General features: G+C 60.4%; 22 protein-coding genes. 4 read left to right on the top strand and 18 right to left on the bottom strand.

Annotation, left to right across the window (positions count from 1 at the left end; all coding sequences use genetic code 11):
• Positions 1-26: 26 nt before the first annotated feature.
• The 5 genes from Q1A07_RS21785 to Q1A07_RS21765 all read right to left on the bottom strand — a co-directional run bounded on the left by Q1A07_RS21785 (position 27) and on the right by Q1A07_RS21765 (position 5631).
• On the bottom strand, positions 27-1139 hold the full coding sequence (locus Q1A07_RS21785) for an ABC transporter permease (protein WP_299784620.1): 1113 nt from the start codon (positions 1137-1139) through the stop codon (positions 27-29).
• On the bottom strand, positions 1136-1894 hold the full coding sequence (locus Q1A07_RS21780; protein ID WP_299784618.1) for an ATP-binding cassette domain-containing protein: 759 nt from the start codon (positions 1892-1894) through the stop codon (positions 1136-1138). Before Q1A07_RS21780 ends, Q1A07_RS21785 begins: the two co-directional genes overlap by 4 nt.
• 114 nt (positions 1895-2008) lie before the next feature.
• Positions 2009-3058 (bottom strand): substrate-binding domain-containing protein, encoded by a 1050-nt coding sequence (locus tag Q1A07_RS21775; RefSeq protein ID WP_299784616.1) that lies wholly within the window; start codon positions 3056-3058, stop codon positions 2009-2011.
• Positions 3059-3095: 37 nt separating this feature from the next.
• On the bottom strand, positions 3096-4118 hold the full coding sequence (locus Q1A07_RS21770) for an ABC transporter permease (protein ID WP_299784613.1): 1023 nt from the start codon (positions 4116-4118) through the stop codon (positions 3096-3098).
• On the bottom strand, positions 4105-5631 hold the full coding sequence (locus tag Q1A07_RS21765; RefSeq protein WP_299784611.1) for a sugar ABC transporter ATP-binding protein: 1527 nt from the start codon (positions 5629-5631) through the stop codon (positions 4105-4107). Before Q1A07_RS21765 ends, Q1A07_RS21770 begins: the two co-directional genes overlap by 14 nt.
• Positions 5632-5783: 152 nt before the next feature.
• Between Q1A07_RS21765 and Q1A07_RS21760 the strand changes: the two genes are divergently transcribed.
• A complete protein-coding gene (locus tag Q1A07_RS21760; RefSeq protein WP_299784610.1) occupies positions 5784-6791 on the top strand; it encodes a LacI family DNA-binding transcriptional regulator in 1008 nt (335 codons plus the stop codon).
• Here Q1A07_RS21760 and Q1A07_RS21755 read toward each other — a convergent pair.
• The 11 genes from Q1A07_RS21755 to Q1A07_RS21705 form a co-directional block, all read right to left on the bottom strand.
• Positions 6788-7795, bottom strand: a complete 1008-nt coding sequence (locus Q1A07_RS21755; protein ID WP_299784608.1) for a LacI family DNA-binding transcriptional regulator — start codon at positions 7793-7795, stop codon at positions 6788-6790. The genes Q1A07_RS21760 and Q1A07_RS21755 overlap by 4 nt on opposite strands.
• A 6-nt stretch (positions 7796-7801) precedes the next feature.
• On the bottom strand, positions 7802-8134 hold the full coding sequence (locus Q1A07_RS21750; RefSeq protein ID WP_299784606.1) for an antibiotic biosynthesis monooxygenase: 333 nt from the start codon (positions 8132-8134) through the stop codon (positions 7802-7804).
• Positions 8131-9018 (bottom strand): NAD(P)-dependent oxidoreductase, encoded by an 888-nt coding sequence (locus tag Q1A07_RS21745; protein WP_299784604.1) that lies wholly within the window; start codon positions 9016-9018, stop codon positions 8131-8133. Before Q1A07_RS21745 ends, Q1A07_RS21750 begins: the two co-directional genes overlap by 4 nt.
• Entirely contained in the window at positions 9015-9515 is a 501-nt protein-coding gene (locus Q1A07_RS21740) for a gluconokinase (protein WP_299784602.1), read from the bottom strand. Before Q1A07_RS21740 ends, Q1A07_RS21745 begins: the two co-directional genes overlap by 4 nt.
• The gene (locus tag Q1A07_RS21735; RefSeq protein ID WP_299784600.1) at positions 9515-10279 is read right to left on the bottom strand and encodes an SDR family oxidoreductase; all 765 of its coding nucleotides are present in this window, start codon (positions 10277-10279) and stop codon (positions 9515-9517) included. Before Q1A07_RS21735 ends, Q1A07_RS21740 begins: the two co-directional genes overlap by 1 nt.
• 194 nt (positions 10280-10473) lie before the next feature.
• The gene (locus Q1A07_RS21730; protein ID WP_299784598.1) at positions 10474-12405 is read right to left on the bottom strand and encodes a bifunctional diguanylate cyclase/phosphodiesterase; all 1932 of its coding nucleotides are present in this window, start codon (positions 12403-12405) and stop codon (positions 10474-10476) included.
• 204 nt (positions 12406-12609) lie between these two features.
• Positions 12610-12945, bottom strand: coding sequence for a GFA family protein (locus Q1A07_RS21725; protein ID WP_299784644.1), 336 nt, complete (start codon positions 12943-12945; stop codon positions 12610-12612).
• A gap of 263 nt (positions 12946-13208) precedes the next feature.
• Entirely contained in the window at positions 13209-13643 is a 435-nt protein-coding gene (locus Q1A07_RS21720) for a DUF6691 family protein (RefSeq protein ID WP_299784596.1), read from the bottom strand.
• A 3-nt stretch (positions 13644-13646) separates the two neighbouring features.
• Positions 13647-14084, bottom strand: a complete 438-nt coding sequence (locus Q1A07_RS21715) for a YeeE/YedE thiosulfate transporter family protein (RefSeq protein WP_299784594.1) — start codon at positions 14082-14084, stop codon at positions 13647-13649.
• Positions 14085-14206: 122 nt separating this feature from the next.
• Positions 14207-14878, bottom strand: a complete 672-nt coding sequence (locus Q1A07_RS21710; protein ID WP_299784593.1) for a Crp/Fnr family transcriptional regulator — start codon at positions 14876-14878, stop codon at positions 14207-14209.
• A gap of 143 nt (positions 14879-15021) precedes the next feature.
• The gene (locus Q1A07_RS21705) at positions 15022-15216 is read right to left on the bottom strand and encodes a DUF2892 domain-containing protein (RefSeq protein WP_299784591.1); all 195 of its coding nucleotides are present in this window, start codon (positions 15214-15216) and stop codon (positions 15022-15024) included.
• A gap of 438 nt (positions 15217-15654) precedes the next feature.
• On the opposite strand from Q1A07_RS21705, the gene Q1A07_RS21700 reads away from it, so the two are divergent.
• A complete protein-coding gene (locus Q1A07_RS21700; protein ID WP_299784589.1) occupies positions 15655-17391 on the top strand; it encodes a type I secretion system permease/ATPase in 1737 nt (578 codons plus the stop codon).
• Positions 17388-18692 carry an HlyD family type I secretion periplasmic adaptor subunit gene (locus tag Q1A07_RS21695; RefSeq protein WP_299784587.1) on the top strand — a complete coding sequence of 435 codons (1305 nt, stop codon included), beginning with the start codon at positions 17388-17390 and terminating at the stop codon, positions 18690-18692. Before Q1A07_RS21700 ends, Q1A07_RS21695 begins: the two co-directional genes overlap by 4 nt.
• A 210-nt stretch (positions 18693-18902) precedes the next feature.
• On the opposite strand, the gene Q1A07_RS21690 is transcribed toward Q1A07_RS21695, so the two are convergent.
• Positions 18903-19967, bottom strand: a complete 1065-nt coding sequence (locus tag Q1A07_RS21690; RefSeq protein WP_299784585.1) for a ParB N-terminal domain-containing protein — start codon at positions 19965-19967, stop codon at positions 18903-18905.
• Positions 19964-21274, bottom strand: coding sequence for an AAA family ATPase (locus tag Q1A07_RS21685; protein ID WP_299784583.1), 1311 nt, complete (start codon positions 21272-21274; stop codon positions 19964-19966). Before Q1A07_RS21685 ends, Q1A07_RS21690 begins: the two co-directional genes overlap by 4 nt.
• A gap of 397 nt (positions 21275-21671) precedes the next feature.
• Here Q1A07_RS21685 and Q1A07_RS21680 point away from each other — a divergent pair, with 397 nt between their 5' ends.
• Positions 21672-22367, top strand: a complete 696-nt coding sequence (locus tag Q1A07_RS21680) for a DnaA N-terminal domain-containing protein (RefSeq protein WP_299784581.1) — start codon at positions 21672-21674, stop codon at positions 22365-22367.
• Positions 22368-22424 lie beyond the last annotated feature (57 nt).

Here is a 22424-nt window from a genome sequence, read left to right as displayed (position 1 = left end):
GCCCGTCCTTTCGCGTCTTACGCCGCTTACCCGCTTGCACCGGGTGTCGTGGCAAACAATGCACCAACCGCAAGAAGCGCGATCAGGACACCGATCAGGGCTGCGCTGAACCGCAGCATTTTCTGTCCTTCCGGGGTCATCAGACCAGCAAACAAGCCGCCCGCCCCGTCCCGGTCTTTCTTTTGCATCCAGGTGTAGAGGGCGACCGAACTGACGATCACCACACCGGAGGCGACGGACTGCCAGAAGAATTCAATGCGCAGGGTCACCAGCGCGTTGATCATCATGCTCAGCAACAGGACACCGGCAAATGACCCCAGCATCGACGCACGGCCCCCAAAGAGGGACGTGCCGCCCACGACCACCGCCGCAATGACGTGCAGGTTAAAGTAGGGGGCAGAGGTCGCCTGGATGGCGTTCAGCTTGCCGGTCAGCATCACGCCCGCAAGGGCCGCCGCCGCCCCGCAGAGCACGTAGGCAAAGACCTTGTGCCGTTTGACCGCAATCCCGGTCAGCTCCGCCGCTTCGGGGTTGGAGCCGATGGCGATGGTGTAGCGACCAAAATAGCTGCGCGTCAGCAGGATGTAGCCACCGATCATCGTGGCCGTACCGATCAGCACCGGGATGGGCACAAAGCCGGGGATCTGACCGCGTCCGATATCCGTCAGGAAATCCGGGAACCGCGCCAGCACAAGACCCTTGGCCAGAACCAGCGCAAAGCCGCGATAGACAAGGTCCATTGCCAGCGTCCCGATCAGGTCAGGCACGTTCAGCCGCGTGATGATCAGCCCGTTGATCAGCCCCATCAGCGCGCCCAGCATGATCGCAATGGGCACCGCGACATAGACGGAAAACCCGTATTGCTTGATCAAAAAGGCCATCATGATGCCCGACAGGGCGGCGATGGAACCGATGGAAAGGTCGATGCCCCGCTGGGTGATCACGAAGGTCATGGCCATCGCCATGGGCATATAAAGCGCTGCATCCAGCAGGATCAGATTGATGTTTGTTGCGCGGAAATACCGGGCCGGTTCGACCGCGCCCATGAACAGCAGGATCGCCAGGATCATGACCATCGGGCCGATGATCGCGATATAGGGTTCAAGCCGTTCAGTCAGTGGTTTTGCTGCGGTTGTCATGCTGCTTCCTCCGCGCCGACGATGAGGCCGAGGACCTCCTGAGTATTGCTCTGTGCGGTCTCGACAACGCCCGCACATTGGCCGCGCCGCTGCACATGAATGCGGTCGGAGACCTCGAAGACATCATCCAGCGAATGGCTGATCAGAATGACGGCCAGCCCCTGCGCCTTCAGTGTCTGAATAAGCTTGAGCGTGCGTGCCGTTTCCTGCGGACCAAGGGCGGCGGTGGGTTCATCCATCACCAGCACCCGCAACCCTTCGCTGTAAACGGCGCGGGCGATGGCCACGGCCTGCCGCTGTCCGCCGGATAGGCTCTCGGTCGGGGCATCAAGCGACTTGAGCTTCACGCCCAGCCGATCCATCAACACGCGTTCGGTCTCGGAGCGCATCTTTTTGTTGTCGAGCATATTGAGGCCGAGGACGTTCTTGGTCAGCTCATTGCCCAGAAACATATTGGCTGCCGGATCGAGATGATCGGCCAGCGCAAGCGTCTGATAAACAGCATCGATGCCCACCTCGATGGCTTCGGCGTGACTGGCGAATTCAATCTTTTTCCCGTCGAGGAAAATCTCCCCTTCGGTGGGCTGATAGACGCCCGTCAGGACCTTGATCAGCGTGGATTTACCCGCCCCGTTGTCGCCGACAATTGCGAGCACCTCTCCGGGGTAGGCCGTCAGGTTGACACCTGAGAGCGCGGTCACACCGCCAAAGCGTTTGGTGATCCCTCGCATGTCTATGAGAGGTTTATCAGTCATTGTTGCGTCTCCGGTCTGGGTTGGATGGCGCCGCAAAGGGGCGCCGGTCGCATTTTGTGTTGAACTTGGCCGGCCCCCGCTCCGTGTCAGAACGAGGGCCGCGCCTGGGAGATCTTACTTGTTCCAGATCTTGGAATAGGCATCGCGGTAGGGGATGTCGGGGTCGAACTGGTTGCTGTCACCCAGTTTCGCGAGACCTTCCTGCGTCACCAGCGCCGGAGAGGTGACATAGCCCGAGCAGGCCTCGCCCTGCACCGCACGGTTCAGCTCATCGACCAGCTGCCAGCCCTGAAGGTTCAGCGGCTCCGCCACGGTAATCGCCTGATAACCGTTGGAACGGATGCGCTGGAACGCCGCCTCGGACCCGTCTCCGGCAGAACCCGCCTGCGGGCCTTTGTCGGGCGCGAACCCGGCAGCCGCCAGCGACGGCCCCATGAAATCAAAGTAAAGGTCGTTGATCGCCAGGGCGTGCGTCCAGCTGTCGCCGTACTTCTGCAGCAGGCTTGTGGTCAGCGGTCCCATGCGGGTCGATGTGTCGGCAATCGGCGTGTCCACATACTCCAGCACGGTGCCGCCTGCCGCCTCAACGGTCTCTTTCAGGCGATCCGCCTTGTCGATGGCGATCTGATAGGTGCTGTCGGTGAAGATCACCACGCCAATGTCTTCGCCACCGTCGTCAATCGCCCATTTCGCGGCCACTTCCGAGACGGTCATCGCGTCCGTGGACACATTCGCGAAAATGCCGCCGGGGGCATCGCAGCCGATCACGGGGCCGGAGTGCCAGGCCACCATCGGGATATTGGCCGTGACCACACCTTCGAGTGCGGCCTGTTGTTCCACCGCGTCAAAGCCATTGATGATGATCCCGTCGGGCTGCAGGGCCAGCGCCTGACCAATCGCACCGGTGCGGCCCTGAATGGAACCTGCGCCGTCCAGCACGCGGACTTCCCACCCGATCTTGGCGGCAGCCTCTTCCACGCCTTCGGTCACGCCAAGGATACCGCCGTTCTTCAGGTCACCCGCCACCACGACGATGGATTTACCCTCTGCCGCCGCCGGACCGGTTGTGGGGCCGTCCCAGGCGCCTGCGGCAAAGGCTGGCGCGCTCAGCGCTGTCAGGATGGTCGTGGCCAATGCGGCCTTGATGAATGTTCTCTTTTGCATGTTTTCCTCCCAATGCATGATTTCAATTCAGCGCTTTTCAGCGCTTTTCAGCGCCTTTGCGACGTTGCGCGTATCCCGCGATGCCGATGGCAACGAGCAGGGTCACGCCGTTAAAGAGCGGCTCGACCCAGAACGATCCGCCAAACTGCTGGATGCCCGAGATGCCAACGGCGAGGATCACCACGCCGACAATGGTCCCCCAGACGTTCACCCGCCCCGGCTTGATCGTGGTGGAGCCCAGGAAGGCCCCGACCAGCGCGGGCAGCAGGAATTCCAGCCCGACAGAGGCCTGACCGATCCGCAGTTTCGAGGCCAGCAGGACACCGGCCAGCGCCGTCATTGTGCCAGAGGCGACAAAGGCGCCGATCACGTATTTGCGGGTTGGAATGCCGTTTAGCTGCGCGGCTTTCTGATTTGCCCCGATGGCATAAAGGTACCGGCCGACGGGTGTGTATTCGAGCACCACCCACATCACCACGGTGATTACCACGAGGTAATAGGCGGTGATTGGCAGCCCGAAGACAAAGGTGGTGTTGAGCGCGTAAAAGCCATCCGGCAGCAGCCCCACCATCTGACGCCCACCGGTGTGCCACAGCGCCAGCGCATAAAGAACGGTGCCCGTGCCGAGCGTCGCGATGAAGCTGTCGATCTTGGCGACTTCCACCAGCAGACCGTTCAGAAACCCCGCCGTTGCCCCCAGCACCAGCACCACCGCAACTGCGATGGGCCAGGGCAGCCCAAGCATTGTCTGCAGGCTGATCGCCAGAATGTGCCACAGGACAATCCCGTAACCAACCGTCAGGTCGATCCGCCCGGCGGCCATCGGGATCATCGCGCCAAGCGACAGCAAGGCGATGATGGCCTTGTCCGAAATGATCGCCCGCAGGTTCAGCATCGTCGGGAAGGTGTTCGGCAGCAGAACGGAAAACAGCCCGATCAGGAACACCGTCAGGATCACGAGCCCATAGACCGGCAGAAACCGCATGATACGTTTACCAGTGGACAGGCCTTTCAGGTCCGCCTTGGTGGGTTCCAGTGCGCTGGATTCAAGCGATTGCATCGACTGCGTCCTCTGTTTTCGAGATGTTTCCGGCGGAGGCGGATTGAATCAGGTTTTCAGTGGTCAGCCGGGTGCCGCTCAACTCTTCGACGATGGCACCCTGGCTGAAGACAATGGCACGGTGGCAGACGGTCGCGATCTCCTCGAAGTCGGTGGAGACAACGAGGATGCCAACACCATCGGCCAGTGCGCGGTTCAAAAGCGCGTAGATCTCCGATTTAGCGCCGACATCGACGCCTGCTGTCGGGTCTTCACACATCAGCAATTTGCGTTTCGTGGCCAGCCACCGGCCGATCACCACCTTTTGCTGGTTACCGCCCGAGAGCGCCTCGATCGCCAGCGTCGGATCATTGGGCGACAGGCCCAGCTCCGCGCCGATGATCGCCGCCTGATCCGCCTCGGTCTTAGGCGACAGCAGGTTCAGCAGTTTGCGCCCGATCCCCTCGGGGTTCAGGAAAGTATTCTCGCGGATCGTCAGGCTCATCGCCACCGATTCCTCGGTCCGGTCCTTTGCCACCAGCCCGACACCGGAGTGCAACGCCTTTTGCGGGCTGGAGACATCCGGGGTCTCGCCGTTCAACGTGACCTGACCCGAAAAATCCTCAAGGCCAAAGAGCGCGCGGGAAATCGCCTCGTGCCCTGCCCCGCGCAAGCCCACGAATCCGACAACCTCATTGCGGCGCAACTCGAAATCCAGCGGACCAACACCGGCGACCCGGAAGTCTTTCAACGTCAGGATCGGCGCGCCCGGCGCCTCCGCGCCCTTGACCGTCTCCCGCGTCTTGCGCCCGACGATCTTCTGCACCAGCTCCTCCGGGGTCGTATGCGCGATGCTGCGCAGACCCACCATGGCCCCGTCGCGCAGCACGGCCACACGGTCGGCAATCTGGAAAATCTCGTCGAGACGGTGGCTGACGTAGATCATGCCGACCCCACGGTCCCGCAACGGACGCAGGGCGCGGAAAAGCCGCTCAACCTCATCCGCTGGCAAAGACGCCGTGGGCTCATCCAGCACCAGAAATTCGCTGTCCACCGCCAGCGCCCGGGCAATCGCCACCAGTGATTTTTCCGTCCGGGTCAGGTCCTCGACCCGCGTGGTCGGATCGAAATCGCAATCCACCTTCTTGAGCGCCTCAACCGCGAAACGCTCCACATCGTCCCATTTGATCAACCCGTTCTTGCGCGAAAAACCGAGCGCAAGAGAGATGTTCTCTGCCACGGTCATCCATTCGATCAGGCCCAGGTCCTGGTGAATGAAGGCAACCTTCTGGCGCTCTCCGAAACCGGCGGTCTTGTGCTGGTAAGCAGTGCCATCGATCATCACCCGGCCCGCGTCCGGCGTGTGGATGCCGCCGAGGACTTTGATCAGGGTCGACTTGCCCGCGCCGTTTTCGCCCAGCAGCGCCACGATCTCGCCGCGCGCAACGGACAGCGACACATCCTTGAGCGCATAGGTCCCGCCAAAATGCTTGTCGATGCTATCGAAAAACAAACCTGACTGCAGGTTTTGCATTTGGCTCCTCCCAAGCTCGGACCTCAACTCCCCCGTTGAGTTACCCGTAACATTTCGTTAGCATCCATGAGGAATACAGCTTCTGTCAACCGTTAAGTTACCCGTAACATAAATGCGTCTAAATGGATAAAAAGAGCAGTAAAAACAACAAGGTGAGCCTCAGTCAGGTGGCCGAGGCCGCAGGCGTGTCCAAAATGACGGCGAGTCGCGTGTTGCGCGGTGAGGGGGGGTATTCGGAAAAGACACGTGTCAAAGTGATGGCGCAGGTCGACCAGCTTGGATACCTGCCGAATCGCCTGGCCACGGTCTTTGCCGGTGACAAGAACTCCACCTTCATTGGGGTCTCCATTCCCGACCTCGGAAACGAAGTGTTTTCTCAGGTGCTGGAAGGCATCGACCGCAAGCTCGGCACCTTCGGGCATCAGTCCGTTCTGGGCCTCACACAGCACACGTTGCAGGAGGAGGAGGACTGGATCAAAACGGTCCTCTCCTGGCAGCCCGCGGGCCTGATCCTGACCGGGCGGTACCACTCGGCGCGCGCCTCCGACATGCTGCGCAATGCCGGTATTCCCATCGTCGAAATCTGGGATCTGAACTCCAGCCCGCTCGACATGAGCGTCGGCATCAACCACTTTGACAGCGGCTTTGACATGGGGCGCTATCTGGTGGGATGTGGCTATCAGAAGATCGGATACGTGGGCACATCGCATGATACGGCGAATGCGGCCACGACGCGGCTGGATGGTTTCTGCAAGGCCGTGGAAGGCGGCGGTGGAGAGGTCACCCGGCAGCTCTGCCTGCACGATACCGCAACATATTATCCGGGCTACTACGGGACCGAGCAATTGCTTGCGTCCGCCCAGAATATCGAATGCATCTTTTACCAGAACGACTCCATGGCGTTCGGCGGCCTGCAATACTGCGGTGCCAAGGGGTTGGAGGTGCCCAAAGATATCGGAATTGCCGGCTGGGGGGACCTGCCCGTGGCCTCCGTCCTGTCAAAGCGGCTCACATCGATGCACGTGTCACACCTGAAACTGGGTCAGGCCGCCGCCGAAATGATGATGGCGCGCCTGTCGGACGAACCAGTTGAACCCTGCCGAGACATCGGGTTCCGGTTGATCCCCGGCTCTACCGTGCGGAATACAAAGGGCCGCTAGCTGGTCTCGCCCGGCACAAGCTGGGAGCCGACGTCGATGATCCGTGTCTCAAGCGCCTGCCCCGCGTCCACTACATCATGCAGCAGCGCGACCACCTGCTCCCCGATTTTCCGGGCGTGCACGTTGACGGTCGTGATCCTTGGATGCGCAACCTCCGCCACTTCAAACCGGCCAAAGCCGGTGATCGCCAGATCGCCGGGCACGTCAATCCCCTGCCTCTGGCAGGCGCTCAGACAGCCGAAAGCCACCGGATCAGACACACAGACCAGCGCGTCATACTTGCGCAGATCCACACCGATCTCGGCGACCGCGCGGGCGCCGTGACGCATGGACACCGGCGCAGGCCCCGCGTCAATCATCGACACCTCGGGCAGGCCCAGGGCGGCGGCCGTGTCCACCACACCCTGCCGACGTGCCGCCCCGCGCATATCCGCGCCGCTGGAGGCCCCGACGAAAGCCAGCTTGCGCCGCCCGGTGCCTGCCAGATGCCGCACCACATGCGCCATGGCTTCGGCATTCGAGAAGCCAACGACATGCCCCAGAGGCTCCGACGGCAGATCCCACATCTCGATCACCGGCAAGCCCCGCGCCAGCACCAGGTCGCGCGTGGTCTGCGTGTGGTAACCGCCGGTCAGAACCAGTGCCTCGGGATTGCGGGTGAGAAGCTGGCGCACCAGCTCCTCCTCCTTGCCCGCGCGATAATTCGTACTGGCCAGCAGAAGCTGACTGCCCGACCCGCTCAACCCATCCGACAACGCGCGAAAGGTCTCTGCGAAATTCGCATTGTTGATCGACGGCAGGGTCACCGCAACAAACCCGCTGCGCTGGGTGCGAAACGCCTGCGCGGTCGTGTCATAGATGTAGCCCAGATCATTTGCCGTCTGGCGAATCAGCGCGCGCGTTTCGGCATTGACCGTCCGGTCATCGCGCAGCGCACGCGACACCGTCATCGGCGACATGCCAACCTTGCGCGCCACGTCCCGCATGGTGATGCGCGCATTCATTGGCCGTCAGGCCCGGTATTCATGGCGTTCGGTGACATGGTGATGAATACGCCCGTCAAAGAATTCCTCTACGATCTGACCCGTGACGTCTTTAGACTGAAATCGCGCGGGGCTGTCCAGCGCAGCCGTCATTGCCGCAGCGTCGGGATAGCTGATCGCAAGGATCAGCGGAAACTCGGGCGCGCCCGCGTCCCGGTCATCACTGAACATCACCCGCACATCGGTGTTCCCCGGGAACTGGGTCCACAGAGGAACAAGACGCTCTTTGACAGCGGTGCGGAATGCCTCCGTCTTGCCGGGTTTCACCGCTCCTTCAAACAACGCAAATCGCGTAATCATGCCTCTGGCTCCTCTTTTGCCCCTTTGAAAAACTCCATCACGGCGGCCTGGTCTTCGCCGCCCCACCCTGCCGCCGTCAACATGCGATGGATCTCGGCGCAAAGCGCCGTCATCGGCATCGACGTCCCGGTCTGCCGCGCCAGATCATTCACCGCGTTCAGGTCCTTGACCATATTGTCGATCCGGCCCGTGCGCCGGTAATCCTTGGTGGCAAAGCGCGGCAGGTACTCCTGTAACAGCGCGCTGTCCGCGCGTCCGCCCTTCAGCGCCTGTGGGATCTTCTCCGCATCGACCCCGGCGTCCAGCGCCAGCTGCGTGGCTTCCGCAACCGCCAGGAAGCCAAGACCACAGAGTACCTGATTGATCAGCTTGGTTGTCTGCCCCGCCCCGGACGGTCCCATATGGGTGTAGTTCGAGGCGACATGTTGCAACGCCTGATACGCCCGTTCAACATCGCTTGCCTCCCCCCCGGCCATCAGCGTCAGCTCGCCGATCAACGCCTTGGGCGCACCGCCCGACAGCGGGCTATCGACCCAGGCCAGACCACGCTCGGCCGCCATCTTGGCAAAATTCCGCGTCGCATCCGGTTCAATCGATGACATGTCGATGATCACCGTACCCTCTTGGGCACCCTCAACGATCCCATCCTTGCCAAACGCCGCCAGACCCACGATGCGCGAGGCATTCAGACTGGTGATCACAAAATCCACATCCCGTGACGCCTCTGCCGCAGAGGCCGCGGCAACCGCCCCTTTTGCCACAAGCGCCGCGACCTTTTCGGTGTCGAGGTCAAAGACGTTCAGGCTGTTGCCGGTCTCCAGCAGTCGGGTGCCAATGGCACCGCCCATGGCCCCTGCCCCGATGAGGGCAATCTTTTCGCTCATATCATGGTTCCTCTCACGTAACTTTCCGACTGGGCGACAACGTCCCCATAGGGGCGCGCGATGTCGATCTCGCTGCCCCACTCCCCCGCTTCGAGGTGTTCCAGCGTGGCAAACTGACTGTCGAGCAGGCTAGTTGGCATGAAATGGCCCGCGCGGGATGACACGCGCCTGGCCAGCACTTCCGGCGGCGCGTCCAGATGCAGGAAATGCACGGGCTCCGGCACCTGCGCCCGGATCATATCGCGGTACTTCTTTTTCAGCGCGGAACAGCCGATCACCACCCGCCCTTCATGATCCGCCAACCGGCGTCCCACTTCCGCAAGCCAGGGTGCCCGGTCAGCATCATTCAGCGGTTTGCCACGCGACATCTTCAGGATGTTCGCCTCTGGGTGCAGATCATCCCCGTCGATGAAATCCATCTGACACAGAGCCGACAGCGCCGTCCCGATAGAGGACTTGCCACACCCCGACACCCCCATGAGCACATAGCACCGCATCAGAGGGACGCCGTGATGCCGCCATCGACATAAAGCGTATGCCCGTTGACGAAACTCGAAGCTGGCGTTGAAAGGAACACGCAGGCGCCCACGAGCTCTTCCACCTTGCCCCAGCGGCCCGCAGGTGTGCGGTTTTCAAGCCATGCGGAAAACGCGGGGTCCGCCACCAGGGCGGCATTCAAGGGCGTGTCAAAATATCCCGGCGCAATCGCATTGCACTGCAGCCCATGTTTTGCCCAATCGGTTGCCATCCCCTTGGTCAGGTTCCCCACTGCGCCCTTTGTCGCCGTGTAGGGTGCGATGCCCGGACGCGCCAGGGCGGTCTGGACCGAGGCGATGTTGATGATCTTGCCCTTGCCCCGCCCGATCATGTGGCGCGCGACCGCCTGGCCCACATGAAAGACACTTGCGATATTGGTTTGCAGCAGCTTCTCAAAAGCATCCGCCGGGAAGTTTTCCAGCTCTGTGCGATGCTGCATACCGGCATTGTTCACCAGCACGTGGATTGCCCCGATATCCGCCTCGAACCCATCGATGGCGGTGCGTACGGCCGCATGGTCGGTGGCGTCAAAAACAAGCGTATGAACCGTGGCACCTTCGCCGCGCAGTATCTCGGCGGCCTGATCCAGCTTCGCAACATCCCGACCGTTCAATACAATCTCGGCACCTGCCGCCGCCATCCCGCGGGCCAGCGCAAAGCCGATGCCCTGAGATGAACCGGTGATCAGCGCCCTGCTGCCGATCAGTGAAAACAAGTCCGTCATATTTCCCCCGGAAGCAGCCGTGTTGTGTCTTCGATGCTTGTTACCGATAACATGTTACCGATAACAGACTCTGTCAACGATTCATTTGAACCCCTTCAGATCAACAGCTTCAGTGGGGATAATTTATCGACCTCAGCACGACAAAGGGCATACCGATCTCTCAGCCATGATGTTCCGGCATCTTGTGGCAGCGTTCAAGCCACTGAGGGTTTTGCAGCGCGCTCGGTGCTTATCGTTTCCAGCGCCTGCGCCGCGGGCATGGGTTTGCCGATAAGGAACCCTTGGTATTGATCACACGCAAATTCGTTCAGCATTTCGGTCTGGGATTCGTTTTCAACGCCTTCCACCGTAACCTGCATGCCCATTTTATGACCAAGCGTGACGATGGTTTCGATGATTTCGCGATACCGCGCGTTATCGAATTCAAAGCCTTCCAGAAACACCCGGTCGATCTTCAGCTTGTCGAAGTCGTACTTCCACAGGTACCCGAGGCTTGAGTACCCGGTCCCGAAATCATCCATGGCGATTGAAATACCCATGCGCTTCAGCCCGACCAGTTGCGCGGACACCCGCTCTTCATCGGCCATCAGCAGATTTTCGGTCACCTCGAGTTCGAGACGGCGGGCCGGGAATACCAGTTCGGTCAGAAGCGCCTCTATCTCTGCGACCAGATCACCCTTCTGAAACTGCGCTGGCGAAAGATTGACCGACAGAAAAATATCATCCGGCCAGGTCTTGGCCGTTTCGATGGCTTGCCGCAGCGTGCGCATGCCCAACACCTGGATCATACCCGTTTCCTCGGCAATCGGGATGAACTCGGTAGGACAGATCGGCGTACCATCAGCACTGTTCAGGCGCAGCAGAGCCTCAAACCCGATGATCGATCCATCACTCGGCTTCGACAGCGGTTGGAAATGAATTTCAAACTCATCTCTTTCCAGCGCTTCCCGCATCCGCGCCTCGACCGCGCAACGCCTGAGCAAAGCGGCATCAAGCGCGCTGAAGTAGACCTGCATCCTGTTCCGGCCGTTTGTCTTGGCGTGGTAAAGCGCCAGATCCGCGGCGTGCAACGCTTCCGGCCCACTTTCTTCCAGCTCGGCAAGATGCACACCGATGCTGAGACTGCCCTGTATGGTTTTTCCCTTGTATTCAAAAGGCTGGTTGGCCTCATTCAGGATCCTGTGCCCGACCTCATCCAGAAACTCGAAAGAGGCATTCGGAAAGCAGACAACAAACTCATCACCGCCCATGCGGCCAACCAGATCGGTCTCTCGCACATTGCTGATCAGGAGTGAGGCGATGTGTTTGAGATACGCGTCTCCGAACTCGTGCCCATGCGTGTCATTGACGCTCTTGAACTTATCCACGTCCAGGAAAAACACACCGATTTCTCCGTATGCGTCACGGTCGGCAAAGCGCTTCTTGGCCTCCGTACTCATGGTGTGCCGGTTCAACGCACCGGTCAAAGCATCATATCGCGACAGCTGGCGCACACGTTCGTTCCGCGTGAAAGCCTGTTCACGCTTCATGACAAATGCGACGGAAGGAATGGCGTAAATGACGGCACATACGACCGGCAACAACAACCCCATCCAGTCCAGCAGGCCGTGGTAAAAAGTGGCGATGTCGGATTTGTCCAAATAGACCTGAACCGCACCGATAGCCCGGCCATCTTGTCCTTTCGCAGAGACAAGAGCATCCACGAAAACGCTTTGGCTGCCGGACGGGCTTACTCTCTGGACCACTTCCACGTTGGATGTGCCGGATGCGACCACCTGCTGCGCGGTTTGGTTGACCGTGCGGACCGAGCCGGGGCCAGGAGCGCCGTAATCCGACGAATAGACCATGTGGCCCGAGGTGTCGTAGACTATGAATGCGTAGACATTGCCAAATTTGATCGCCGCATCGATGACGGCTTTCTGATCCTCGGTCAACGCCCCGTTGGCCAGTGCATCCCCCGACTCAAGCAAGTTCGAATTGAGCTCCTTGGCCCATTTCATCGCGTCCATTTCCGCATGGCTTTTGATCGCCCCGTCGATCGCCCTGTCAATCAGCAGGTGAACCCCGAGAACGATGGCACAGGTCAGCACAAGCAGTATTGCCAGCGGAGAAGCGAACTTCCTCACCAGGGAACCTGTTTTACCTCTCGAAGACAGGATTTTAGCCGCCATATCAAAGCTCTCGAATTCGTGATTACGCCCTTTTCTGGCGCAGGCACGTTAAGAAGCTGTAGGCAAATTCCCGGAATGCATTTCGATTTTTATCCGCAATTTAACCAACGCATTTGCGAGGCTTCATGCGGTCCGCTCTCAAACCCGAAAGACGGCTCTTCAGGCAGAGGTCGGATGCCCGTCGAATTGCTTGGCCCCATCGCAGATTTCGTACCAGGACGGCTTTTCGGAAACAAATTCGTGAAACTTGTTTTTCACCGCCAGCGCATCGTCGAGCGTGTTTGCCGCAATTGGGAAACTATCGTCCTCAGACAGGATTTCACCCAGCGATGTGCCGCAAATTTTACAGAAACATCTGCTGTACGTATAGGGCGCCACGGGTGCGAAAACGGCGATCTCGTCCCTGCCCTGCACCCATTTCAGATCTGCCCTTTCGATAAAAACAATCACACTTGCCCCAAGTTTACGGCACCGGGAACAATGACAGGTGCCCATCATTGATGGCTCGGCCAAAAGCTCGAACTTCACCGCCCCACAGCAACAGCTTCCCTTGATCATTGGCGCAATCCTCTCTGAAAGATGTATCCTTGATGAGAACATTACAAGAACATCTGAGAGCAATCAAGGATGGAGTACGTGCCGCCAAACCCGCCGCACCAATCATGCACGACAAGAAACAAGCATGCCGCTCGCCCCGAAAATCCAGGTGAAAAGACTGGTGCCGAAGCACCTCCGGCGTCGCGCGTCAACGCGGTGGACTAGGCGGGGGTTGCCCTGGGTGAGGTCCAGCCCTGCACCGCCTTGGCCACCAGGATGCCGCAGATCAGCGCGGCGACAAAAACGTAAACCTCGATCCTGCCGGTCCCAAGCGCTGGCAGGGCACCGCCCGGACAGAACCCCGCAATCCCCCAACCGACGCCAAAGACAGCGGACCCAAGCGGCAGGCGGGCATCCAGATCCTGCCGCGTGGGCAGCTGGAAGGCCGGGGCGAGGACCGGTCCAGACCGCCGCAACACCAGCCTGTACCCGATGAACGTCACAACCAGCGCGCCGCCCATGACAAAGGCAAGGCTGGGGTCCCATATCCCGGCGACATCAAAGAAATTCGTGACCTTCGCCGGATTGGCCATGCCCGAGATGGCAATCCCGATGCCGAAAATCAGACCCACCACATAGCTTGCAAGCAGTTTCATCTCCTACCCTCCGATCCAGTGGCGTATGACGAAGACGGTCACCCCTGTGGCCCCCATGAAAGTCACCGTCGCGACGATGGAGCGAGGCGACAGCCGCGCCATACCGCAGACCCCGTGCCCGGACGTGCAGCCCGCGCCATAGGTGACACCGATCCCGACCAGAAAGCCGCCGATGATCAGCATGGTCAGGCTGACGGGCACCTGCACGGCGGGCATCTGACCGGTCAGGGCAAAGACGGCAACCGGTCCGCTGATCATGCCCAGGATCACGGCGGCGCGCCACGACCAGTCAGGCCAGCCTTTCGGCACGATCACCCCGGTCAGAACACCGGTGGCCCCCATGATGCGCCCCATCAGGCCCATCAGCAGGACAGCGGCCATGCCGATCAGCACGCCGCCCGCAAGCGACTGTATCGGGGTGAATTCCGTTTCGATCAGCATCTGGTACGGCTCCGTTTTCAGCTGAGTGTTCGGCCCGGCACCACATCAGTGCCGGGTTTGAGAGCATTCTACCCCGGGGGGCATCTGCGCCTCAGTGACATTGTCACCAACGACCCGGCCTATCAGTGGTGTTCCACCAGATTTTCCAATGCCCGCCTGTCACATATCCTGACCTTGCCGCGGGACTGCTGCACCCAGCCGCGACGCTGGAATTCCTGCAACTGCCGCGACACCACCTCGCGGGCGGTGCCAAGCTCGACTGATAGTTTCTGATGCGTGGTCGCAATCGCGCCTGCGGCATCCGCCAGCGCCAGTAAACGCTGACCAAGGCGCACATCCATCCGTTGGAACGCCACCTCGTCCACCATCAGGAAAAGGTCGGTGATCCGCTTGGAGAACGCGGCGAAAACAAAATCGCGAAAGGCTTTCGACTGGCCCACCAGGTCGTCAAACACCTTGCGCGGCACCGCCACGGCCCGAACCGCTGTCTCTGCGATCCCTTCCGCAGCGTAATCCTCATACGCCAGCAGACAGGCCGTGGTCAGCACACAGCTTTCGCCTGAATGAATGCGGTAAAGCACGATTTCCCGGCCGGTGTCCGAGACCTGCTGCACACGCACCGTACCCTCCAGCAGGAACAGCATGTTCTCGGGTGATTTGCCCGGTCCGAAAATGACCGTACCGGACGGCACCTCAACGATACTGCTTTTCGACAGCAGCAGGTCCTTGGTCTCCTGCGCAAGCCGGGACAGCCCGGGAAACCGTTCGACCCAGGGCGTTTCGCGCCCGGTCATGGCGCGCACCCCGCAGCCGCCCCGCACCGGGGTCTCGGCATGTCATCTCTGTTGCGGCTCCGTGTCATAATGCACCATCGCGGAATGCTGCATCAGTGACAGGCTAGAGCGGTTTTTTCAACGTGTCTTGACCGCGCAGGGGCCTAGCAGTCGGAACAGGTCTTGAGACCGATCAGGCGGTAGATCGGGCAGAAATTCATAAACGCCGTCGCCACGAGGACAAGACCAACCCAGCCCCAGACCCCAATGATCCCCATCAGGGCCAGAACCACCAGAGCGCCGCCGCCAATAAGGCGGATCGCCCGGTCCGCCGTCCCAAGGTTTCTTGTAACTTGCATCGGATATCTCCTTCGATTGATACCCGCTCTATCTCACGCGCCCGGCGCGCGCCTTGGTGACATTGTCACCAAGCCTCCTCACAAACCCGGCAGGGGCCCGGCGTCCGTTTCATCCCGTCGCGTCCTTGTGATCAACCGACCGGGAAAACAGCACGAATCCGCTGGCCCCCTCCCCTTCTGGCGGCAAAGAAGGTGTATCCAGCCCCTGCCTGCCTACCCTGAGTGGTGGAATGCGTTGATATCCCATTGGAACCAAAGTAAGCGTCGGGCTTTGAACCATGTGCCCTGCAACGGCACGACGATACTAAAAATACCATTGGCCGCGGCCTGCCCTGAACCGGAAAAATTGCATAAAGACCATGCGATTTCACCCCTTTGGTCGATTTGGCACTTCGGTATATAGGGCGCTGTGGCGCAGTAAACGGACGGATACTACCGATGAAAAGTTCTTACACGAAAATCGGTGAAAAGGAGTTGCGGCGCGTCCGCAGACGCAGCCGACACCTCTATTGGGCCGTGGCCCTCTTCAGCCTCTTCGCCAATCTGCTGATGTTGACCGGCCCGCTCTACATGCTGCAGGTCTACGACCGCGTGCTCGGATCCGGGTCCGAAGAAACACTGATCGCGCTCTCCATGATCGTGATCTTCATGTACGGCATCATGGGCATCCTCGACTACACCCGCGGGCGCATCATGGCCCGCGTCGGCGCGCGGTTTCAGGCGGATATGGACCGCCGTGTCTTTGACGCCGTGATCCGCAAATCGGTGGTGGCCCCTGACGTGAAAACACAGACCGGGCTGTCTGATCTGGAATCCGTGCAGCGGCTGATGACCTCGCCCGTGCTGATGGCCGCCTTTGACCTGCCGTGGACACCGGTGTTCTTTGCCGGGATTTTCCTCTTCCACCCGATCCTTGGGTATTTCGCCGTCGGGGGCGCCGTCGTGCTGATCCTGATCGCGCTTGCAAACCAGCTTCTGTCCCGCGAACCGCAGGCCAGCGCGACACATGCGGGCCATGTTGCCACCCTGATGTCGGACCAGATCCGCAACGAATCCGAAATGGTGCAGGCCATGGGCATGCGCGACGCCGCCTTTGCCCGCTGGCAGACCGCGCGCAGCCAGTCGCTCGGCCGGCAAGTGCAGGCAACGGACGTAACGGGCATCTTCTCCTCGCTGACCAAATCACTGCGTCTGCTGCTGCAATCGGCCATGCTGGGCATCGGCGCCTGGCTGGTGCTGCACAACGAGATGACTGCGGGCGCGATGATCGCAGGCTCTATTCTGCTGGGTCGGGCCCTCGCACCGGTGGAACTGGCGCTGAACCAATGGCCACTGGTGCAACGGGCCATGAAAGGCTGGGAAAACCTCTGCGAACTGCTGGGCGCGGTGCCGCTGGAACGGGAAACCACCCCCCTGCCCGCCCCCAAGGCCAAGCTCGCCGTGAAACAGCTCAGCGTGGTGCCCCCCGGCGAACGTCAGGCCTCGCTCAAATCGCTGAGCTTCGAGGTGAAGCCCGGTCAGGCCATTGGCATCATCGGCCCCTCTGGTGCGGGCAAATCCACCCTCGCCCGCGCGCTGACCGGCGTCTGGGCCCCGACCGCTGGCTCCATCCGACTCGATGGGGCGACACTCGATCAATATGCGCCGCATGTGCTGGGCCAGCATATCGGCTACCTGCCGCAACGCGTGCAGCTTTTTGACGGCACCATTGCCGAAAACATTGCCCGGCTGGAGGCGACCCCAAACCCCGAAAAGGTCGTGGAAGCCGCCAAGAAGGCCGCCGCCCACCAGATGATCCTCGATCTGCCCAAAGGCTATGACACCATCATCGTGGCAGGCCAATCGCGGCTTTCAGGCGGTCAGATGCAACGCATCGGCCTTGCCCGCGCGCTCTACAAGGACCCGGTGCTGGTGGTGCTGGACGAACCCAATTCCAACCTCGACAACGACGGCAGCCAGGCCCTGAACGCCGCGATCCGCGCGCTCAAGAAAAACGGCAGCTCCGTACTGATCATGGCGCACCGCCCCGCGGCCATTCAGGAATGTGATACGCTTCTGGTGCTTGACAACGGCATGCGTGTGGCCTTCGGACCCAAGGATGAGGTGCTCACCGGCATGGTGAAAAATCATAAACAGATCAAACAGGCACCCGCAGGTGCAGGAGGCGTGACATGAGCGACACGGCACAATGGTCGGCCCGCACCCCCCTGATACTCGGATTTATCGGGTTGGTGGTGCTTGTTGGTGGGTTCGGCGCCTGGGCGGCGCTGACCCAGATTTCCGGTGCCGTGGTTTCATCGGGTCGCTTCGAAGTCGACCGCAATCGCCAGATCGTCCAGCATGAAACCGGCGGCACAGTGGCCGAAATCCTCGTGGATGAAGGCGACACCGTGCAGGCGGGTGATCTCTTGCTGCAACTGGATGGCGCCCAGCTCTCCTCGCAGCTTGCGATTGTCGAGGATCAGCTTTTTGAAATGATGGCGCGGCGGGGCCGACTCGAGGCCGAACGTGACGAGAAAGACAATATCGATTTTGATGCAGAGGTCTTGCAGGTCGGACAGGGGGACGCGGATGTTCAGGAACTGATTGACGGGCAGACCAACCTCTTCAAGGCGCGCCGTGCCTCGGTTGCGCAGGAGAGTGACCAGCTCTCCAAACGGTCCGGTCAGATCCGCAGCCAGATTTCCGGGATCGAAGCGCAGGAAGTCTCGCTGACAAGGCAGCTGGCGCTGATCGAAGAGGAGCTGGCCAACCAGCAGTCCCTGCTCGAACGCCAGCTGACGCAAGCCGGCACCGTGCTCAGCCTGCAACGGGAATCCGCGCGCCTGAATGGTCAGCTGGGCGAACTGGCCGCCTCCAAGGCACAGGCACAAGGCCGCATTACAGAGATTGATATCGAACGGCTCAAGCTTTCGACCGGCACCCGCGAAGAAGCCATCACCCGCCTGCGCGACCTGCGCGCGCGCGAGCTCGAACTGATCGAACAACGCAGTGCCCTGCGTGAGGAGATCGACCGGCTGAATATCCGCGCGCCCGTGTCCGGCGTGATCTACGGCATGCAGGTGCGCACCCCCCGCTCGGTGATCCGGGCGGCGGAACCGGTGATGTTCCTTGTCCCGCAGGATCGCCCACTGGTGATTGCCGCGCGGGTGGATCTGATCCACATTGACCAGCTTGTTGCCGGCCAGGACGTGACCCTGCGCCTCTCCGCGCTCGACCAGCGCACGACGCCGGAACTCTACGGTCGCGTGGTGCAGATTTCGGCGGATGCCTTCGAGGACGAGGCCACCGGTCAAAGCTACTATCGCGCCGAGATCGTGTTGAATGAGGGCGAGATGGACAAGCTGGCCGATGGCACGGTGCTCATTCCGGGCATGCCGGTCGAAGCCTACATCAAAACCGGGGACCGAACCCCCCTCGCCTATCTTGTCAAACCGGTTGCCGATTACTTTGCCCGCGCCTTCCGCGAAAGCTGAAACAAGGCTCTAACAAGGCGGAATGTGCCGGTTCTTCGGAGATTGCGTCGGGGGATCACACAGGCGAACGTGGTTGCCGCGTGGAGGAATACTTTGCCTAAAGGTATTCTAAATATCTGATATTAAAAGGAAAAGTGATTTCCTGAGGTTTATGAGCACGTTACCCGTGGGTAACCCGGCAATACACCGGTTACCCATGGGTAACACCCGTTATCGAATGCGGGGACCGCCCGCCAAAGCCGCCTCGAAAGCCTTTACCGCCTCTTCCAGACGCGCCTTGGAAATCGTTGCGAAGTCACGGTCACTCACAATCCGGCATTCCCCCATCCGCGCCGTGATCTTGGTCTCACCCAGGAAGAATTCAAACTTCTGCTTGGGCTCCGCACCCTGCTTCGCGGCATCCGGCTTGGCCTTGGATTGCGCCAGGAAGGAGGCCAGCACCCGCGTCTGCGCCGCCGCATCCTCACAACCTGCAAGCAGGTTGCGCAGCTCCGCCGCCTGCCCTTCACTCTTCAGCGCCCGCGCCACATCGACGCCCAGATTGCGCGCAACGTCCTTGGGCCAATTCAGGCTGTCCCCAAGCACGCTGAGCAGAAAGACAAAGCTACGGATGTATGACCGCTTGGTCTTGTGCAACGCGCCATAAAGCCGGTTGACCAGCTCCGACGGATCCGTCTCCTCGATGCCGCTGTCCTGCGCCGCCGTGATCGCCACCTGCGCCATCTCTGCAAAGGTCAGGTCTTCGCGCACAACGTTCTCTTCGACCATATCGACATAGCGCGCGATCCGGTCGCCCTGCCCCGCCTCGACGCGTGCGACAATCTCACCGAATCCTGCGTCGCCGGTTTCACTGAAAAGCTGCGACAGCGCGGTGAACCTGCGCCACCCTTTCTTCAGCTGAAACGCGCCCGCCGCATCGCGGTAGACCTCGATCGGCTCCTTCTGGCCACGTTCGCGGATCGAGGATTTCAGCTCTTCCATCTCGTCCGACTGCGCCACGGCATCCAGTTCCAACCGATCACGTGGCAGGTCGTCTGTCCTGATCTCGCGCAGCGGAATGCGCACCAGCACCCGCCCCTCGTCCTGCGCATCCCGGAACGCCTTGGCGTCCTCAGCGTTGCGACGACGCTGTTCGACCTTGGCCTCCGTGGTTTCCTGCAGGTTTGCAGCGACGTCCCGCACGGCAGCGCCCATCGGGCCCGGGTTTCGAGACCGGCGCGCGGGGGTCGGCTCCGGATCAACCGGCGCAAATCCGAATTTGTTCTTGCCGCTCATGCTGCGTCCTCCTTGCGTCCGCCCTGATCCTTCCAGGCCGCCAGAACCGTCTGCAAAAACTCCGCATAAGCCCTGTCAAAACTCTGGCGCGCGCGCTTCCATGTCTCGCGGGTCATCTGGCGATAATCCTGTTCGTAGACCGACATCTGGAAGCGGCCCGATTGTTCCACCGCGCGCGTCATCTCGATCGGATTGGCACAAACGTCTGCGCCAAAAACATTCTTGAAGGCATCCATCATCGCCAGGTGCAGCGGGTTGGTGCCTTCGAAACGCGTCATCAACAAACGGATATCCGCAAACTTCTTCGGAAGCGTTATGCCAGCGCTCGCCGCCAGTGCGTCAAATCCATCGGAGATATCGGCCATCGCATCGCCCAGCTGACCCAGATAGCTGGTGGTGCTGTCATACTCCCAATATCCGGGGCCAGAGGGGATGTAGAGAATATCCGCCGCGAAGGCCGCGTTGAGGGACTGGTAACCGATGGCCGGCGGGCAGTCGAAAACAATCATATCATACTGGTCATCGGGCAGCTCATCCAGATACCGCGCGACGCAGCCAAAAAAGCTCCATGCCTTGTGGATCGACCGGTACTGCGCGGAGGCGAATTCGACGAAAGCCGCGTTGGCACAGGAGGGGATGATATCGATGGTCGGCCAGCAAGTCGGTTGAATGAAATCCTGGAACCGCTGCACGCCGATGGAGCGGACATCCTCGGGCAATTCGTCCGAAGACGGGTAGGGGCAGTCGTCGGGATCGTCATAGCTTTCCATGATCCGATCTGCCTCCCGGCAAAGATCGCGACACATGATGCCCCAGACGGTATTCCACTCTTTCACCTCGGTGATGCCCATGGAGTGCGTAAGCGTCGCCTGCGGGTCGAAGTCGACACAAAGAACACGGTAGCCATCCAGCGCAGCCGCATTGGCCAGATGCTGTGCCACGACGGTCTTGCCCACACCGCCTTTGAAATTCGACACCGCAACACGCATAGCACGACCGCGCGGCCGTTCCGGTAAAAGCGTGCGACCCCGAAACCGAATACGGCGACGCAGCTCGTTGATTTCCTCAAGCGAGAACCAACGCTGACGTCCGTCCTCTTCAGTCAGACCCTGGGGCAGGGTTGGATCCTCAGCCAGCTTCTTGCGCAACGTGTCCGCCGGCACATCGAACATGAACTGGCTGATTTCCCAGATGGAGAAGGGGCGCAACGTCTTGACTTCGCCAGGCGAAAACGTCGCTTTGCGCACCGCTGCCTGCTGTGCAAGGCTACGTTCATTCATCGTCAGAAGGTCATTATGATCTCTCATGGCTCTGCTCGTGTTATTATCTGCTCGTCGACAAATAACGGGATTTTCAAAAATCGGCAAAGATAAATTTCGGAAATCCGCAAATGCGCGAAATCCGGGAAACCGCGTCTCATGCCACGGCAACCCGCAAAGCAGCCACTATATGGTGACAGGTACTACCGTCCGCGGATAAGATATGGTGACACGCAGAGCCAGATAGGGTGTCATGATTGCTGTCCCCCTTATCCTATATACCCTTAGAATTTCAAATGAACTTGAAAAGGTTCAGAATTCCTGCTTTTCCAAAGCCGTTGACAAAATACGGGATTTGGGGCTCTGATCAGAGGCGAGGGGAATCGGCTCGACAGAAGCTGACCTACCGAGGCAAGGATACAGGAAAGCGCATGAGCAGGACAGCATGGAACCACTACGTCTGACAGGACCCGGCGCGAGCGTGGTGAAGTACGATGTGCTGACAGCCTTGTCGGTGGCTGGGTTGAATGGATCACCAACGTTCCAGACCTCGATGATGCGGCTGATTGCGCTGGTGACGGCGCGCTACAACTGGGCGTTGGATGAACTTTGCGTGGGGCAACGCGACATGGCCCGGATGTGGTCAGTGAACGAACGGACCGTCAAACGGGAAGTCAAACGGCTGACCGGAGCGGGTGTTCTCATTTGTACACGGCCAGGGGTGCGGGGCAGGGTAGGGGCCTTTCGTCTCAACCATGCGCGCATAGCCGAGGTTTCGGCCCCCTGTTGGGGGCTGGTCGGCCCGGATTTTGAGGCCCGGATGGCGGAACGGCATAGCCAGCCATCGGTAAAGATCGTGCAATTGCAGAGCTATCGACAGGATTCTGCCGAAACCCCTGCTCCTGTATCCGGCGGTACCCCGTGGGGGCGGGTAATGGCCGATTTATCGGCCCAGCATCCGTCGGCGTTTGGCAGCTGGTTTTCGCGGCTCACGTTTCAGGAATGCAGGGCGGGGGTGTTGGCGCTGTCTGCACCGAGCACATTTGTGCAGCGCTACATTGAAACGCATTTGATCGCCCCGCTGATCGCCGCGGCAGAACTGGAGTTCGGCCCTCTGGATCGGATCGAATTCAGAGACTAATAGGCTAATCAGTCTCTGATGCTCTGCCGTATTCGTTGCTTTTGCCAAGGGGCGACT

Source organism: uncultured Roseobacter sp. (assembly GCF_947492555.1).
GTDB lineage: Bacteria > Pseudomonadota > Alphaproteobacteria > Rhodobacterales > Rhodobacteraceae > Roseobacter.
Note: the sequence above shows the minus strand (reverse complement) of the source record. Positions and strands in the feature narration are given on the sequence as shown.

Coding starts and splice junctions, on each gene's coding strand:
- Q1A07_RS21785 (WP_299784620.1), bottom strand. CDS start 1,139: ATGACAACCGCAGCAAAACCACTGACTGAACGGCTTGAACCCTATATC.
- Q1A07_RS21780 (WP_299784618.1), bottom strand. CDS start 1,894: ATGACTGATAAACCTCTCATAGACATGCGAGGGATCACCAAACGCTTT.
- Q1A07_RS21775 (WP_299784616.1), bottom strand. CDS start 3,058: ATGCAAAAGAGAACATTCATCAAGGCCGCATTGGCCACGACCATCCTG.
- Q1A07_RS21770 (WP_299784613.1), bottom strand. CDS start 4,118: ATGCAATCGCTTGAATCCAGCGCACTGGAACCCACCAAGGCGGACCTG.
- Q1A07_RS21765 (WP_299784611.1), bottom strand. CDS start 5,631: ATGCAAAACCTGCAGTCAGGTTTGTTTTTCGATAGCATCGACAAGCAT.
- Q1A07_RS21755 (WP_299784608.1), bottom strand. CDS start 7,795: ATGAATGCGCGCATCACCATGCGGGACGTGGCGCGCAAGGTTGGCATG.
- Q1A07_RS21750 (WP_299784606.1), bottom strand. CDS start 8,134: ATGATTACGCGATTTGCGTTGTTTGAAGGAGCGGTGAAACCCGGCAAG.
- Q1A07_RS21745 (WP_299784604.1), bottom strand. CDS start 9,018: ATGAGCGAAAAGATTGCCCTCATCGGGGCAGGGGCCATGGGCGGTGCC.
- Q1A07_RS21740 (WP_299784602.1), bottom strand. CDS start 9,515: ATGCGGTGCTATGTGCTCATGGGGGTGTCGGGGTGTGGCAAGTCCTCT.
- Q1A07_RS21735 (WP_299784600.1), bottom strand. CDS start 10,279: ATGACGGACTTGTTTTCACTGATCGGCAGCAGGGCGCTGATCACCGGT.
- Q1A07_RS21725 (WP_299784644.1), bottom strand. CDS start 12,945: ATGGGCACCTGTCATTGTTCCCGGTGCCGTAAACTTGGGGCAAGTGTG.
- Q1A07_RS21720 (WP_299784596.1), bottom strand. CDS start 13,643: ATGAAACTGCTTGCAAGCTATGTGGTGGGTCTGATTTTCGGCATCGGG.
- Q1A07_RS21715 (WP_299784594.1), bottom strand. CDS start 14,084: ATGCTGATCGAAACGGAATTCACCCCGATACAGTCGCTTGCGGGCGGC.
- Q1A07_RS21710 (WP_299784593.1), bottom strand. CDS start 14,878: ATGACCGGGCGCGAAACGCCCTGGGTCGAACGGTTTCCCGGGCTGTCC.
- Q1A07_RS21705 (WP_299784591.1), bottom strand. CDS start 15,216: ATGCAAGTTACAAGAAACCTTGGGACGGCGGACCGGGCGATCCGCCTT.
- Q1A07_RS21700 (WP_299784589.1), top strand. CDS start 15,655: ATGAAAAGTTCTTACACGAAAATCGGTGAAAAGGAGTTGCGGCGCGTC.
- Q1A07_RS21695 (WP_299784587.1), top strand. CDS start 17,388: ATGAGCGACACGGCACAATGGTCGGCCCGCACCCCCCTGATACTCGGA.
- Q1A07_RS21690 (WP_299784585.1), bottom strand. CDS start 19,967: ATGAGCGGCAAGAACAAATTCGGATTTGCGCCGGTTGATCCGGAGCCG.
- Q1A07_RS21685 (WP_299784583.1), bottom strand. CDS start 21,274: ATGAGAGATCATAATGACCTTCTGACGATGAATGAACGTAGCCTTGCA.
- Q1A07_RS21680 (WP_299784581.1), top strand. CDS start 21,672: ATGGAACCACTACGTCTGACAGGACCCGGCGCGAGCGTGGTGAAGTAC.